Source organism: Nitratireductor indicus C115 (assembly GCF_000300515.1).
Classification (GTDB): Bacteria; Pseudomonadota; Alphaproteobacteria; order Rhizobiales; family Rhizobiaceae; genus Nitratireductor; species Nitratireductor indicus.
Map to the genome: position 1 here is coordinate 46,906 of NZ_AMSI01000008.1, position 16,733 is coordinate 63,638.

The following is a 16,733-nucleotide window of genomic DNA, read 5'->3' on the forward strand; positions in this document are numbered from 1 at the left end:
TTGCGGGTCAGGGGGCGAACGGGCAGCCCTGGAGGAACGCTATGCGTACGGCACGCCAAATCTCGCTCTTTCTGTTCGCGTTTTTCGCGCTTGTCGTAAGCGCCGGCGCACAGGATGCGCGACGGATCGTTACCACCCAGAACGGGGATTATTTCGGTTTCGACCTGCGCACCGAGCAGAATGTTTCGCTCGAGCAGTGCAAGAATGTGTGCCTTGGCGACGCGCAATGCCGCGCATTTACCTACAATACGCGCGCCGAATGGTGCTTCCTCAAGTCCGACTTCAATCGGCTGAATACGTTCGATGGCGCGGTGGCTGGAAAGGTGGTCGTCAACGGTGCGGCAGCCGATATCGGCGCACCGCCGCCTCTGCGCTTCGTTGCGGACTACGTGATCCAGGAAGCACAGCAGTTCAAGGCGGATACGCTGAAGGGAGCAAGCGCTGGCGAGGAGGGTTTCGTCTCGCTGGTCTCGTCTGCCGGCGAACGGCTTGCCTCGGGCGATCCGCATTCGGCGATGCGCGCCTATCGCGCCGCCATTGCCATCGAACCGCAGGATGCCCAATTGTGGAGCGGGCTTGCCCGCGCAGCCATTGCTGCCGACCCTATTCCGAACGTCACCTCCTATGCCCTGCAGCGCACGGGTACGGGAGCGGCGATTACCGCCTACACGCTTTCGCGCAGCACCGACGATCGCGCGGAAGCCCTGGCGGCGCTTGCCGCCGCCCTTGAAAAACGAAACATGTTCCGCCCGGCAATCAGCGCCTATGAGGCAAGCCTTGCCCTGCGCGGCGTGCCGGAGGTGCCGGCGCTCTATGCGGACCTCAAGAGCCGCAAGGGATTCCGTATTCTCGATCACACGGTCGATTCCGACAGCGCCTCGCCCCGCATTTGTGTTCAGTTCTCCGAGGACCTCGTGAAGAGCGGGGTCGATTATGCCCAATACATGACGGTGGAAAACGAGCGGAATGTCGCCATCGACCGTTCCGAGCGCGAACTGTGTGTGAGCGGACTCAAGCATGGCGGGCAATACCGCGTGGTCGTGCGTCAGGGGTTGCCTTCGGCAATTGGCGAGGTGATTGCCCAACCCTCGGCGCTGGAAATCTATATCCGCGACCGTGCGCCCTCGCTGCGGTTTACGGGCGATAATTTCGTGCTGCCTTCCACAGCGCGCCAGGGCATTCCGTTCGTCTCCGTCAACACGAAGAGCGCCAAGCTTGCCCTTTACCGGGTGGGGGATCGGGCGCTGACTCGGCTCCTGACGGAAGAGAAGTTCCTGCGCCAGCTCAATGAATACGAGGCGGATGAAGTCATCGGCTCGATGGGCGAACCGGTCTGGAAGGGCGAGGTGGAAATCGCCTCCGAACTGAACAAGGACGTGGTCACCAGCATTCCGGTGGACGAGGCTTTGCCGAAACGCGAACCGGGCATCTATATGCTGAGCGCGGTTCCCGATGGCGATACCAGCAAGAGCTGGGATGCGCAGGCGACGCAGTGGTTCCTCGTTTCCGATATCGGCCTGTCCACCTTCACCGGCGATGACGGGCTTACGGTTTTCGCGCGTATGCTTTCGAGTGCTGCGCCTGCCAAGGGCGTGAAGCTCCAGCTTCTGGCGCGCAACAATGAAGTGCTGGGCGAGGCGGAAACCGATGCGGATGGCCGCGCGGTTTTCGCGCCGGGGCTTTCCCGCGCGACGGCGGGGCTCGCGCCTGCCGCGATTCTCGCCGAAAGCGGGGAGCAGGATTTCGTGTTCCTCGACATGACGCGGGCCGGTTTCGACCTTTCGGACCGGGGTGTCACCGGTCGCGCTTCGCCGGGGCCGCTCGATGCCTTCGCGTGGACCGAACGCGGCATCTATCGCGCCGGCGAAACGGTGCATGCGGCTGTGCTTCTGCGCAACCCTGCCTCGGAAGCCGTGGACGACCTGCCGCTGACCTTCATCTTCTACCGGCCAGATGGCGTGGAATCGGGGCGTATGGTCTCCAAGGGAGCGGAGCTGGGCGGACATGCCATCGATCTTGCCCTGCCGACCACGGCCATGCGCGGCACATGGCGCATGGCGGTCCACTCCGATCCGAAGCAGCCGGCCATAGCGGAAAAGATGTTCCTGGTGGAGGATTTCGTCCCGGACAGGACGGAGTTTGATCTGACGGCGGCTGATGAGGAAGTGCCGGTCGGCGGAGAGACCCAGGTGACAGTCGATGGCCGCTATCTCTATGGCGCCCCGGCGGCGGGGCTTGGCCTTGAGGGCGAACTCAGCGTCTTTGCTACGCGCGAATGGGAAGCCTTCCCCGGCTATGTGTTCGGTCTCGAGGATGAAGAGGACGTGGAAGCAAGCCGCACGCCGCTTGCGGGCCTGCCGGACACGGATATCGAAGGTAAGGCCGTGTTCCCTGTAGGCATCGATGCTGCGCCGTCGACCACGCAGCTTCTTGCCGCGGAACTGACCGTGCGCATGCGTGAGGCGGGTGGGCGCGCCGTGGAGCGTTCGCTCGATATCGGGATCGCCGCGCAGACCGACATGATCGGCGTGAGACCGGAATTTTCAGGCGGACAGGTGCCTGAGGGCGGTACGGCGAATTTCCGGGTGATCGCCGTCGATCCGGACGGCGAGCGCATCGTCATGCCGGGCGTGAAATGGTCGCTGCTCAGGGTGGAGCGGCGCTACCAGTGGTATCGCAATGACGGCTCCTGGAACTACGAACCGATCACCTCCACAAGCCTCGTGCGCGAGGGCACGGTGGATGCGGCAGAAGGCAGCGAACCGCAGATCGGCGTTTCCGTCGACTGGGGCCGCTATCGTCTGGAGGTCGAGAGCCCCGATCCCGACGGTCCGGTGACGAGCGTCGAATTCAGCTCCGGCTGGTATGTGGCGGCGGGTTCCACCGAGACGCCGGACGGGCTGGAAGTGGCGCTCGACAAGGAGAGCTATGCAGTCGGCGACACGGCGGAACTGAAAATCTCGCCACGTTTTGCGGGCGAGGTGCTCGTTACCGTCGGTACCGAGAGCCTGATCGAGACGTTCACCGCGCATGTGCCGGAGGGCGGTGCGACGGTTGACATACCGGTGACGGAGGCGATGGGTGCGGGGACCTATGTCACGGCCACATTGTTCCGTCCCGGCGAGGCTGCGGAGAACCGCCTGCCCATGCGGTCGATCGGGCTGCGCTGGCTGAAAGTGGACCCCGCCGCTCGCAATCTCGCCGTGGAGCTCGGCGTGGAAGACAAGGTGCGGCCCAATGAGACGCTGGTGATCCCGGTTTCGGTCGCGGGTGCCGCGGGGGAGGAAGCCTATGTAACGGTCGCGGCCGTCGATGTGGGCATTCTGAACCTTACGCGCTACCAGGCGCCGGATCCGGCGGGATGGTATTTCGGCCAGCGCATGCTCGGTATCGAGATGCGGGACATTTATGGGCGGCTGATAGACGGATCGCTCGGCGCGACAGGCCGGCTGCGCACGGGTGGCGATGGCGGCGGCATGACGCCGTCCGGCAGCCCGCCCACTGAAAAGCTGATCGCCTTCTTCTCGGGCGTCGTCCGGCTCGATGCAGAGGGCAAGGCCGACGTTGCGTTCGACATTCCGCAGTTCAACGGCACGGCGCGCATCATGGCCGTCGCCTGGTCGAAGAAGGGCGTCGGCAGCGCATCGAAGGATGTCATCATCCGCGACCCGGTGGTGCTGACGATGAGCCAGCCGCGTTTCATGGCGCCGGGCGACGAAACGCGCGTCCTGCTCGAGGTTGCCAATACGGACGGGCCGGCCGGCGATTATACGCTGACCGTCTCTTCTGAGGGCGAGCTCAGTGCCGACCTGCGGTCCGTTCCGGCCACGCTGACGCTTGCTGCGGGCGGCAAGGCCAATCTCGCCATTCCCGTCTCGGCAAAGAATGCGGGCGCGGGCGCGGTTTCCGTCGCGCTTACGCATGCGGACGGGCTGACGGTCGACAAGTCGGTCAGTCTGCCGGTGCGGCCGGGCGTCATGCCGGTTGCCGAACGGCGGACGGTTTCGCTTGCGCCCAATGGGGGCAGCATCAGGGTGGACCGGGAGCTTTTGGCCGACAGTTTCATCGACGGGGCTTCGGTGACGCTCAACGTGTCGCGGAACGACGGTTTCGATATTCCCGCCCTGCTCATGTCGCTCGATCGCTACCCTTATGGCTGTGCCGAGCAGACCACGAGCCGCGCGCTGCCGCTTCTTTATGTGAGCGAATTGTCCAAAGCCGCAGGAATGGACGAGGATCCCGAGATCAAAGGTCGTATCGAGGATGCGATCAAACGGGTGCTGTCCTACCAGTCCGCTTCCGGCAGCTTCGGCCTCTGGGGGCCGGGGTCGGGCGATCTCTGGCTGGATGCCTATGTGACCGATTTCCTGACACGGGCCCGGGAGCAGGGATTTGTCGTGCCTGAACTTGCCATGGATCAGGCTCTTTCAAACCTGCAGAACTCGCTCGCCTATGACACGGACGTTCAATCGCGCGGCGGCGAGATCGCCTATGCGCTCTATGTCATGGCCCGCAATCGCAAGGCTTCGGCAGGCGACCTGCGCTATTATCTCGATACGCGGATCAATGAATTCACGACGCCGATCTCGCGGGCTCAGATCGCGGCGGGGCTTGCCCTCTATGGCGACGCACAGCGCGCGGAGACGGGCTTCAGCTCGGCCTTCCGGCTGGCGCAGGGCATGAAGGATGGCTACACGGCGCGCAGCGACTACGGGTCCCGGCTCAGGGACGGCGCGGCGATGCTGGCTCTCGCCGCCGAGAGCCGGCCCGAGCCGGCGCTCGTGCCGCAGATGACGCAGCTTGTCGCCTCCATTCGCGGGTCGACACGCTATATGAGCACGCAGGACGAAGCCTGGATGCTTCTCGCCGCCCGCGCGCTCAGCCAAACGAGCCAGGAGCTGCGCCTGACGGTGGACGGTGCGGCACATGCTGGCGCCTTCTCGCGGCGCATCCCAGGGGCTGATCTTCTCGACATGCCGCTGACGGTGGCCAATGCGGGAGCGGAACCGGTGGATGCGGTCATCACCACCATCGCTGCGCCGCAACAGCCGCTTCCCGCAGGCGGCGAGGGCTTCACCATCGAACGCACCTATTACACGCTGGACGGGGAGGAGGCGAATGTCTCCGAGGCGCGCCAGAACGAGCGCTATGTGGTGGTGCTGAACGTGACCGAGAGCAACAAATGGCCCTCGCGCGTTCTGGTTTCCGATCTTTTGCCTGCCGGTTTCGAAATCGACAATCCGCGTCTGGTCAACAGTGCGGATATCTCGAATTTCGACTGGCTTGGAGAGACCAGCGCCGTGCACACCGAATTCCGGGACGACCGTTTCATCGCGGCCTTCGACCGCAGCTCCGGCAGCGACCGTAGCTTCCGGCTTGCCTATGTGGTGCGGGCGGTGACACCCGGCGTCTACACGCATCCTGCAGCGAGCGTCGAGGATATGTACCGCCCGCAGCTCAACGCACGGACGGCGACCGGCTTCATGGAGGTGCTGGGGCAACAGTGAGGCTCGCTTTGACGTAGAGCGGAATCAGGACATGAAACGGCTTCGCACGGTTCTCGTTTGCGGATGTGCGCTGGTCGCGATGGGGATCGCGGCCGGCGTGGCGCTCGACCGTCTCGACAAGGCGTATCCACCGCCGCTGGCCAAGCTCTCGCTGTCGCAGGAAGTCATCGACCGTGACGGCGCGCTGTTGCGGGCCTATGCGGCGCCCGATGGGCGCTGGCGGCTGCAAGCCCGCATCGACACGCTCGATCCGCAGTTCCTGGCCATGCTCGTCGCCTATGAGGACAAACGGTTCTGGAGTCATTCAGGCGTCGATCTTCGCGCCATCGCCCGGGCGGCGTTCCAGCTTGCGACAAGCGGGCATATCGTGTCGGGCGCCTCGACGCTTTCGATGCAGCTTGCCCGGCTGATCGAACCGCGCGAGGAGCGCAGCTTTGGCGCAAAGCTGCGGCAGATGGCGCGGGCCCTGCAGATCGAAAGGCGATTGTCGAAGCGCGAAATCCTTGAGCGCTATCTCACGCTGGCGCCCTATGGCGGCAATCTGGAAGGCATTCGCGCGGCCAGCCTCGCCTGGTTCGGCAAGGAGCCGCACAAGCTGGGGCTCGCGGAGGCCGCGCTTCTCGTCGCTCTGCCGCAATCGCCGGAGGCACGTCGGCCCGACCGGCATCCCAAGATCGCAAAAGCTGCGCGAGACCGGGTGCTGTCGCGCATGGCGAGCGCCGGCGTCATCATCGAGAGCGAGGTGGAGCGAGCCTCTGAAACGAAGGTCATGGCAAGGCGTTTGCAGATGCCCGCCTTCGCTGCCCATCTCGCCGATGCCGCCTTGAAGGCCGAACCGGATAAAACCCGCCACGAGCTTTTCATCCGCCGGTCCGCACAGGCCAATCTCGAAGCCGTCGCAGCCGATGCCGCGCGCCGCATCGGCCCCCGTATCTCGGTGGCGATGATCCTTTCCGATGCCGCTACGGGAGAAGTCCTGGCACGGGTCGGGTCGGCCGGTTATTTCGATGCTCGCCGCGCCGGCTGGATCGATATGAGCGTGGCGCAGCGCTCGCCCGGCTCGACGCTGAAGCCCTTCATCTATGGCCTCGCCTTCGAGGAAGGCCTGGCGATGCAGGAAACCATGATCGAGGATCGGCCGGGCAATTTTTCCGGATACCGGCCACGCAATTTCGACCTTGCCTATCAGGGCGATGTCAGTGTGCGCACGGCGCTGCAGATGTCGCTCAACGTGCCGGCGATCCGGCTGCTCGATGCCGTGGGGCCGGTGCGGCTCGTTTCCCGGATGCGTCAGGCGGGAGCGGAACCGATCCTTCCTCCCGGCGAAACGCCGGGTCTCGCTATCGGGCTGGGCGGCGCGGGCATGACGCTTGAGGGGCTTGTGCAGCTTTACGGAGGGCTTGCCAATCGCGGGCGGGTCCGCCCCTTGCGTTACCTTGCGGCAAGCGAAGCGCTGCCCAATCCGCCGACGATCCTGACACCGCAAGCCACGTGGCAGGTTGCCGATATTCTGTCGGGTGTCACCCCGCCGGAAGGTGCGCCGCGGCTCGGCATCGCCTACAAGACCGGCACATCCTATGGATATCGCGATGCCTGGGCCGTCGGTTATGACGGGCGTCATGTGCTGGGCGTATGGGTGGGCCGTCCCGATGGAGGTTCGGTGCCGGGGCTGACCGGCTATATGGCGGCAGCACCCATTCTGTTCGAAGGGTTTGCAAGGTCGGGTGCGGGGCTGACCCCGTTGCCTTCTGCGCCGGCTGGTGCGGTGCGGCTTGCAGCAAGCGAATTGCCGTTTCCCATGCGCCGTTTTTCGCTCGGGTCGCCTGGCCATATGGCCGGCGCACCGACCGAGCCTGCGCCTGAGATCGTGTTTCCACCTCAGGGCGCGCGCATCGATCTCGGCTTGCGGTCGGGTGGCGTGGACAGCATGCCGCTGGCACTCAAGATCAATGGCGGGCGGGCACCTTTCCGCTGGCTCGCCAATGGCGCGCCGCTGCCTGATACATTCCGCCGGCGCACCGCCTCTTGGGTGCCGGACGGTGGTGGAGCCTCCACGCTTACCGTCATCGACGCGGCCGGTCGCTCGGCGACTGTTCAGGTTTTTTTGGAATAGTTTGCCTGTTTACGTTGGGTAAGGGGTGATTTCGCCAGGCCAGAAAATCCGTTACAATTCTTGAGCGCGCATGTGCCCGGAGAGGGGTGCCGAGGGCGCTTTGGCTTCTTGCTTGCCGCATTCATTTGGACGTCAAGGGAGACTGCCAGGCATGCAAAATGCTCTGGGGGGAACGGGAAAAGTGCTCGGCTCAAGATGAACACACTCAGCCTGCGGGCATCGGATTTCGAGCCGGGACACAGGGTGGCGGCCTTTCAGGACGCTGTTTCCTCCATGTGTAAGCTCGACATCACGCCGGCCGACCCCGAAACTTTTCAGTCGCATACCGAGATCGGCCTTCTGCCCACATTGATGACCGGACAGACCATGCATTCCGCCTGCACGGTGGTGCGCACGCCGACACTGGCGGCCGAAACCGGCGACAACATCATGTTGCATGTGCCGGTGAAGGGCGCGTTCTCCATGCACCAGCGCGGCGGGCAGGATGTGGTGTGCGGGCCCGGCCAGATCTATGTCGATCCCAATGAGATGCCGGGCATCGCGGAGTTCGGCGAGGGACGGACGGAAGTGTTCTATGTGTCGATCCCGCGCGGTTGCCTGCAATCCAGTGCACGGGGTCTCAATGCAGTCATGCGCGACACGGCGGCGATGACGCCGCAATGGCGGCTCTTTCTAAGATATGCCCAGTCGCTGCATGCGGAATTGCGGCTCCTGCCGCCGGACCAGGCGCTGCAATGTGCTGCACACGTGCAGGATCTTGTTGTCATGGCGCTGGGGGCTGCGAATGAGCGCATGGAGATTGCGCGCGGACGCGGCGTGCGCGCGGCGCGGCTCAAGGCCATCAGGGACGATATCGAACAGCATCTCACCTCGACGGAGCTTTCCGTGGACTGGATGGCTGCCCGCCACGGCATTTCGCAACGGTATATCCGGTCGCTCTTTGCAGGTGAGGAAACCACTTTCCGCGATTATGTGGCAGTGCGCCGGCTGCGCCTTGTTCATCGCATGCTGACCGATCCGGCGTGTAGCGGTTTGACCGTCAGCGAAATCGCCATGAGCGCGGGCTTCGGCGATCTGTCCTGGTTCAACAATTGCTTTCGCAGGACCTATGGCCGGACACCGAGCGATATCCGTGCGGAAGCTCTGGCGGTGGCCTTTTCCCGCAACTGACGCAGGATTCGGGATGAGTGACGCGGGAAAATCGGGTCAGTGCCGTCGCCCCCGCATCGGGTGCCGTCCAGCCCAAGAACGGCAGGGCAAAGCGCAATAGGATTGTGCGGACGGCTTCGATTCGGGCGTCGCTCTGCAAGGGACATGTAATTAAGAACGAGGAGCCCCTTGATGTGGGATTTCAGCGTCACGAACGCGTTTCGCCTGATGGCGGCGACGACGCCCTTTCTGCTGTTTCGCGCGATGGTCTATTTCGGTATCGCCGTGGCCTATGTGCTGGCGACGGGTGTCGGCGCCGGGGTCGGCTATGGCATTGGCGGCTTCGCCGGACCTGACGATCAGGCAGGCTATGCCATATGGGGCGGGGGGATCGGTTTTTCGCTGACAGCGGGCGTTCTCTACTTCCTGCGGGAATATATTCTCTACACTGTCAAGGCGGCGCACATCGCGGTGCTCGTGGAGAAGATGGATGGCCGCCCGTTGCCCGAAGGACGCGGCCAGATGGCCTATGGTGCCTCGGTGGTAAAGGAGCGGTTCGCGCAGGCCAGCGTGCTGTTTGCCGTCGATCAGCTGGTCAAGGGGGTGATCCGGGCGATTACCGGGCTGGTGCAGGGTATTCTTTCTTTCCTTCCCATTCCGGGCCTCGACAACATTGCGCGCATCCTGCGTGCGTTTCTCAACGTCGCGGTCGGCTTCATCGATGAGGTGATCCTTGCGCATGCCATCCGCACCCGCAGCGACAATGCATGGGCTTCGGCCCGCGAGGCGCTGGTGCTTTATGGCCAGAACCATAAGGCCATGCTCAAGAATGCCGCGTTTCTTGCCGTCATCGTCTATGGTCTTTCCTTCCTCGTCTTTCTGGTGATGCTCGCTCCCGCCGCAGCAGTGGTTTATCTGATGCCGGGTGCATGGAGCGCCGGCGGCATGATCTTCGCGCTGCTGTTTGCCTGGGCGGTAAAGGCTGCGCTGATCGAGCCTTTCGCCATCACCTGCATGATGCAGGTCTTTTTCAAGGTAACGGAAGGCCAGGTTCCCGATCCCGCCTGGGATGCGAAGCTGGAGCAGATGTCCGGGAAATTCCGCGCACTGAAGGACAAGGCGGTGGGCGCTATGGGCGGTCGCCCCGCGGGAGGGCAACAAGGCCCGGGTGCTGCGGGCCACGAAGGGGCTCTGTGATGCGCTGTTTCTTAAAGCAGCGACAGGCCGGGGGCTCTTCAGGACGTGAACACCCGATCTGTGTGGCGGTCGCGGGCCTTGCCCCGCTCGCACTTGCCGCAGCGCTCTCCGCCGCACATCCGGCACGTGCGGCGGAGAGCGACCATGCCGCCGTTCTCGTGCTCGACGCTTCGGGTTCCATGTGGGGGCAGATCGCGGGAGGGCAAACCAAGATTGAGGTTGCCCGGGACGTGCTCGGCGATTTTCTTGCGCTTCGCGATCCTCAGGTGCCGCTTGGCTTCATCGCCTATGGGCACAATCGCAAGGGCGATTGCTCGGACATCGAGGTTATCGCACCGACAGGAATTCAGCGTGGCGGCGGTCTGGCGACGCGTCTCAATGGCATCAGTCCCAAGGGCAAGACGCCGCTCGGCCAGTCTCTGCGGCTGGCGGCAGGGCAGATACCGCGTACGGCGGAATCTGCCGATATCGTACTCGTCACCGACGGTCTGGAAACCTGCGGTGTCGATCCCTGTGCCGTCGCCGAAGAGTTGATGGCCGAAGGGATCCGCATTCGTGCGCATGTGGTGGGGTTCGGCCTCACGGAACAGGAGGCGCAAAGCCTTTCTTGTGTGCCGGAGAAGACCGGCGGCCTGCTTCTGCGGCCTCAATCGGGCGACGAACTCGCCGAAGCGTTGACGCGCACGGCGGAGCGCGTGGAACGGCAGCCGCCCGTGCCGGGCAAGGCGGTGCTCAACCTGGCGATCAAGGCGGATGTCGCCGGACGGCCCGATGCAGTCGAGTGGCACGCGCGCAACCTGGCTAGCGGTGAGGAGCGCAAGCTCGGCCGGCTCGTCTTCGACGGCAGCCGCACGGCTCTTCCCGTGGAGCTTGAAGCGGGGCCGTGGCTCATCAGGGCGGAGGCAGGCGAGGCCGGACGGGGAGAAATCGAGCTGACGGTCGCAGCCAGCGACAGCCGCACGGTCTATGTGCCGTTCACTGGCGCATATCCCGAAATCTCGCTCTCGGACCGGGGGCCCTATACGGCGGATATGAGCATTGCGCTGCCCTATGAGGTTACGCGCGAGGGGCTGGCCAAGGGCGGGGCGGACTTTCTGATCTATCAGCTTGAGCCGGGCCAAAAGGACCTCGGCAAGGCCCTGACCTGGACCTATGTGGAGGGAACGCTGGGGCGCAAGCTCGCCGCATTGCAGCTCGTCGGCGGCCCCGGTCGTTATACGCTTGCCTTTGCGCGCTCCGGCGAAACGGATATCGCCAATGTGCAGGCGCGTTTCGACATTGAGGTTGAGGCGCGACCCGCGGTCTCGCTCGAAGCGCCGGCAGCAATCAACCCGGGGATGGCCATTCCGGTGTCGGCACGGGGCGCGCATTACTATCTCGACCGGATCGAGCTGCATCGGGACGGGCAGGCTGTCAGCTATGATCATTCGCGCACCTTGCAGGATCTCTATTGGCCTGACGGCAGCAATGCGCTGAAGGCTCCGGCGGAGGTAGGGCACTACGAGCTGGTCTATATCCGCAACGATGCTGCGGGCGGGGACGCGGAGATCGTGGCGCGGGTTCCGATAGAGGTGCGGGAGGGCGATCTCTACCGGGAGGAGCGGGAGCGTCCCACGAGCGGCGCTCATCAGAAAGCTGAGGCCGGCGGCGATGGCATGGGCCATGGTCCTGACGATTTTCTTGCTGCGGAAGATGTCGGCTTTCGTTGCGACAAGCGAACGGCCTGTCAGATCCGCGATGCCGAAACCGGGCTGAGCTTCGTGCTGCCGGCGGGCTGGTTTACGGATATTCCGGTTTTCGGCGGGCGCACGGCAGGGCAGGCGCAAGCGGGGGAGATGCTTCCGTTCCCATCGATCAGCTTTTTCAGTGCTGCGGAGGTGCCGGATACGATCGTCCTCAATCCTCATCAATGGCTTCGCATGAACGGTCCCTGTGAGCCGATCAATGTGGGCGAATTGTGCATGTTCGAGAGCGCCAATCCGGAAGCCTCCACTGCATTCGAGCTGCTCATCGCGACGCTGAGCTGGGACGGCACCCGGCCGGGCGTGGTTCAGGTTCCGCCAAGCGATGCTCCTCCGGAGACCTTGCAGCAATGCGGTACGCGCCAGGAATGCCCGTTCTTCGAAGCGGAGACAGGGCTTGGAGGGACATTGCCGCCAGGCTGGGCCGTCGATGTTTCGACGCTTGCGGTGGACGGCAGAAGCCGGGCGACCTGGTTCTCCTACAAGAGGGATGGCGTCGAGAAATACATGGCGCTGAATCAGGACGGAAACGATCCAGGCATCAATTGCGCCGCCACCGGGGCCGGTCGCCTGTGCGAGTTTTCAGAGACGATCACGCCGCGCGAGAAAAACACCCTTGTGGAGACGCTTTATCGCAAACCCGTCGGCGGGGGCTGAGGGGCCGGGTGGCGCGCGCTGGCAAATCAGCGCGCGCCTTTGCCGAAGATGACGGTGCTGATGGTCGACAATATGATCAAGATGTCGAGATCCACGGACAGATGCTTGATGTAGTAAAGGTCATAGGAAAGCTTGTCGATTTCCTGCTGGGTGGTTTCGGCGTAGCCCGAATTGACCTGTGCCCATCCGGTTATTCCGGGGACGACCAGCCAGCGATGGATGAATTTCGGCTCTGCCGCCTCGCTCGCCTGCGCCACATATTCCGCCACCGGCCGGGGACCGACAAGGCTCATTTCTCCGCGCCAGATGTTCAGAAGCTGGGGCAGTTCATCGAGCCTCAGACGGCGCAGGAAACCACAGCCGCGAATGATGCGGTCGTCGTTCTTGCGCGTCGAGCCACCCTGACGTCCCAGATGCATGGTTCTGAATTTCAGCATGTTGAACGGCTGTCCCGCATAGCCCCGGCGTGTCTGCACAAAAAGTGCGGGACCGCCATCGAGGGCCCGGATGTAGAGCCAGATCAGGATGCCGAGCGGCACCGTAAGCGGTGCGGTCAAAAGAACGGCGACAATGTCGAAAACCCGCTTGGCCTTGGAGTAGTAAATCTGGCTCGGGCTGTAGGCCAGGTGGGAGATGTCGAAGGCATCGACATCCACGCGGCCGCGACGCATCTCGAGGAAGCTGATCCAGGGCGTGATCTTCGCACCGACCATGTAGGCACGGGTGAGGAAGCCCGACCATTCGGGATTGTGGTGGGTCTCGCTGTCGATCAGGATGCGGTCATAGGGCGTGATGTCGGCATCCTTGTCGCGCAGAACCGCAACGCCGCCCAGAAGCGCGTTTGCGCGCTCGGCATCGGGAAAGTCGAGAATCGCGACGGAATCATGAAGCGATCGGCGCAGCCGCAGATTGGCGAAGACCATCGCGACCGTGATGATCGGATAGCAGGTGAGAAGTGCCGAATAGCTTATCGGAATCCGCGCGCCCGACAGCATGGCCACTGCGGCATTGAAGAAGACAAGCGTGACGAATACAGCCGTCGTGAAGGGATAATCCTGTCTCCTCAGCCCCAGCAATGCCAGGGCGATCGCGAAAGGCAAGGCCACCAGAACGGTGCAGACAATGGCGAGGTTGTCCCAGTCACTGCGCTCCGCGTTGAGAATGAAGGCCGTATAGATCAGCGACTGCAAGGCGCCCGCAGCGAGGATTTCAGGCAGCATCGGCTTCAGGTAGCGCAACCAGCGGTAGCGGCGCACGGAAGCCCCCTGGCCAAGAAGGTTCACAAGGTCGGGATGCGTTTGCGGCTGGGCTGGTTTATTCCCACGCTTCTTCCGCGCCGTCCTGTTGGAGCCTCCTTCGGTCTCAGGAATGTTGGATTTTTCAGGGGCGTGCTTCAATTCGATCGGGGCTCTAGACTTGCTGCCTACAGGGAATGCTTATAGGTTGTATTCTCATAAAATCACAACCCAATCCGCATATCTTCGTTAATTCCCCGTCCGCCGCTTACCGGTTTTACGGATTGCAAGGCCCCAACCTGCGCACCAACCCCCCGATGCGATTCGGAACGGTTCTAAAGTGTTGCCCTTATATTGATGAAAAGTGCAACTCATTTGGCATCAATTCTGACCTCTGGCATTTACGATTTGTGCCAAAGGTCCTATCGAGCTCACTCCGAATCCGGTTTTTTTGCGGGTCTTATGCATCGTAACGCCTATGTTCTCCTTTGCCTGACAACTCTGTTCTGGGGCGGCAACGTCGTCGCCGGAAGGCTTGCGGTCGGGCATGCCTCACCAATGATCCTGACCACTCTTCGCTGGGTGATCGGCGTGGTGATCCTTTACGCGTTTGCCTTGCCGCATCTGCGGCGTGACTGGCCCGAGATCAAACGCAATCTGCCGCTGCTCGCCGCGCTCGGTGCGTTTGGCTTCACCGGTTTCAATGCGGTTTTCTACAGTGCCGCGCAGTTCACCTCCGCCATCAATATCGCGATCGAGCAGGGCGCCATTCCAATGGTGATCTTCATCGCCAATTTTGTCCTGTTCCGCATGCAGGTAACGGGGCTCCAGATGGTAGGCTTCCTGCTTTCCCTGTTCGGTGTCGTTCTGGTTGCGAGCCATGGAGAGCCGGCGCGGCTTCTGGAACTCGACATGAATTTCGGCGATGCACTGATGCTTGGCGCGGTTCTGCTTTATGCCGGCTATACAGTGGGCCTGCGGCTCAAGCCGAACATTCACTGGCTCAGCCTGATGTTCGTATTGTCGCTGGCGGCCTTTTTCGCGTCATTACCGCTTCTTGCCTGGGAAGTGGGAACGGGTCGCTTCATCGCGCCCGACACGCAGGGGCTGATGGTGCTGTTCTACGCGGCCCTGTTTCCTTCGGTCCTGGCGCAGATTCTCTATATCCGGGGCAATGAGCTGATCGGGGGGAACCGCGCGGGGTTGTTCATCAACCTTGTGCCGATTTTCGGTACGCTTCTGTCGATCGCCATCCTTGGCGAGGCATTCTATCTTTACCACGGGGTGGCGCTTCTGCTGGTTCTTGGCGGCATCTGGATCGCGGAGCACAGCGGTCGCAGGCAGGCAGCACTTGCCGCCGGTGGCGGGGCCAATCCGGCTCCCTGACAGCACGTCACTCAAGCGATGGGGGGTGGTTTCGCCCGGCCAAGAGATACAGATAAACAAGGGATACAAATAAAAAAGCCGGCGCTTGCGCCGGCTTTTCTTGTTCGAAGATCGCTCTGTCTTTCCGTGCTCTCGCACAATACGTCAGACGGTAACGTCGAATTGCAGTGGCTTGGCCGAAAGGATTGCCTTGTTGGCGCGCAGTTCTTCAAGCACTTTCGCAGGGAACGGACCGTCGAGATAGAGCAGCGCGATGGCGTCGCCGCCGGGGCGGTTACGGCCGAGCTGGAAGTTTGCGATGTTGACTTCGTGCTTGGCGCAGATGCCGCCCAGAATGCCGATGATGCCCGGCACGTCGTAATTGGTGGTGTAGAGCATGTGCTCGCCCACCTCGGCGTCGAGATTGATGCCCTTGATCTGGATGAAGCGCGGCTTGCCATCGGAGAAGCAGGTGCCTGCGATGGTGCGCGTCTTCACCGAGGTCTTGACCGTCAGCTTGATGTAGCCGTCGAAAGCACCGGACTTGTCGCGCTTGACTTCCGAGAGGATGATGCCGCGTTCCTTGACCATGATCGGCGCCGAGACCATGTTGACGTCCGACACCTGCGGACGGATGAGACCGGCCAGGGCGGCGCTCGTCAGCGCGCGGCGGTTCATGTCGGCGGTGGAGCCGTCGAACAGAATCTCGACTTCCTCGATGGGCTCCTCGGTGACCTGGCCCACAAACGCACCGAGAACTTCGGCAAGCTTGATGAAGGGCTTCAGGCGCGGCGCTTCCTCGGCCGAGATCGAGGGCATGTTGATCGCGTTGGTGACCGCGCCCTTGACCAGGTAATCGGACATCTGCTCGGCGACCTGCAGGGCCACGTTCTCCTGAGCTTCGGTGGTGGATGCGCCCAGATGCGGGGTGCAGACCACATTCGGCATATCGAACAGGGCGTTCTCCGTGGCAGGCTCCACCTCGAACACGTCGATGCCGGCGCCGGCAACCTTGCCGGATTTGAGCGCCTCGACCAGATCAGCCTCGACCACCAGGCCGCCACGGGCGCAGTTGATGATGCGCACGCCGTCCTTCATCTTGGCGAAGGCGTCCTTGTTGACGATGCCGCGTGTCTTGTCGTTGAGCGGTGTGTGCAGGGTGATGAAGTCCGCACGGGCGAAGAGCTCGTCCAGCTCGACCTTTTCCACGCCGAGTTCCGCAGCGCGCTCGACCGACAGGAAGGGATCGAAGGCGACCACATGCATCTTCAGCCCGATGCCGCGCATGGCAACCACGGAGCCGATATTGCCGCAGCCGATGACACCAAGCGTCTTGCCGGTGATCTCTACGCCCATGAAGCGGTTCTTTTCCCACTTTCCGGCATGGGTCGAGGCGTTGGCTTCGGGAATCTGGCGGGCGACGGCAAACAGCATGGCAATGGCATGCTCGGCGGTGGTGATGGAGTTGCCGAAGGGCGTGTTCATCACGATGATACCGCGGCGCGAAGCAGCCGGAATGTCGACATTGTCGACGCCGATGCCGGCGCGGCCGATGACCTTGAGATTGGTGGCGGCCTCGATCAGCTTTTCGGTGACCTTGGTGGCCGAGCGAATGGCGAGACCGTCATACTGGCCGATGACGGAAAGGAGCTTTTCCTTGTCCTTGCCGAGGTCCGGCAGGTAGTCGACCTCGACGCCGCGATCCTTGAAGATCTGGACGGCGGTCGGCGAAAGTTTATCGGATACGAGTACGCGAGGCATAGCGGTT

General features: G+C 62.9%; 8 protein-coding genes. 6 read left to right on the forward strand and 2 right to left on the reverse strand.

Annotated features, from left to right (window positions below):
- Nucleotides 1–41 precede the first annotated feature (41 nt).
- From NA8A_RS12700 to NA8A_RS24360, 5 genes are all read left to right on the forward strand, one after another.
- Nucleotides 42–5,507 (forward strand): alpha-2-macroglobulin family protein, encoded by a 5,466-nt coding sequence (locus tag NA8A_RS12700; protein WP_009450709.1) that lies wholly within the window; start codon nt 42–44, stop codon nt 5,505–5,507.
- A gap of 31 nt (nt 5,508–5,538) precedes the next feature.
- Nucleotides 5,539–7,620, forward strand: a complete 2,082-nt coding sequence (gene pbpC, locus NA8A_RS12705; RefSeq protein WP_009450710.1) for a penicillin-binding protein 1C — start codon at nt 5,539–5,541, stop codon at nt 7,618–7,620.
- Nucleotides 7,621–7,815: 195 nt separating this feature from the next.
- On the forward strand, nt 7,816–8,790 hold the full coding sequence (locus NA8A_RS24355; protein WP_009450711.1) for an AraC family transcriptional regulator: 975 nt from the start codon (nt 7,816–7,818) through the stop codon (nt 8,788–8,790).
- Nucleotides 8,791–8,961: 171 nt separating this feature from the next.
- Nucleotides 8,962–9,966 carry a hypothetical protein gene (locus NA8A_RS12715; protein WP_009450712.1) on the forward strand — a complete coding sequence of 335 codons (1,005 nt, stop codon included), beginning with the start codon at nt 8,962–8,964 and terminating at the stop codon, nt 9,964–9,966.
- On the forward strand, nt 9,966–12,365 hold the full coding sequence (locus tag NA8A_RS24360; RefSeq protein WP_009450713.1) for a vWA domain-containing protein: 2,400 nt from the start codon (nt 9,966–9,968) through the stop codon (nt 12,363–12,365). The genes NA8A_RS12715 and NA8A_RS24360 overlap by 1 nt, the downstream gene beginning before the upstream one ends.
- A gap of 26 nt (nt 12,366–12,391) precedes the next feature.
- On the opposite strand, the gene NA8A_RS12725 is transcribed toward NA8A_RS24360, so the two are convergent.
- Nucleotides 12,392–13,621, reverse strand: coding sequence for a sugar transferase (locus tag NA8A_RS12725; protein WP_240532785.1), 1,230 nt, complete (start codon nt 13,619–13,621; stop codon nt 12,392–12,394).
- A 441-nt stretch (nt 13,622–14,062) separates the two neighbouring features.
- On the opposite strand from NA8A_RS12725, the gene NA8A_RS12730 reads away from it, so the two are divergent.
- Nucleotides 14,063–14,986 carry a DMT family transporter gene (locus NA8A_RS12730; RefSeq protein WP_009450715.1) on the forward strand — a complete coding sequence of 308 codons (924 nt, stop codon included), beginning with the start codon at nt 14,063–14,065 and terminating at the stop codon, nt 14,984–14,986.
- A gap of 144 nt (nt 14,987–15,130) precedes the next feature.
- Here the strand turns inward: NA8A_RS12730 and serA are convergent, their stop codons facing one another.
- Entirely contained in the window at nt 15,131–16,726 is a 1,596-nt protein-coding gene (serA, locus tag NA8A_RS12735) for a phosphoglycerate dehydrogenase (RefSeq protein WP_009450716.1), read from the reverse strand.
- Nucleotides 16,727–16,733: the final 7 nt, after the last annotated feature.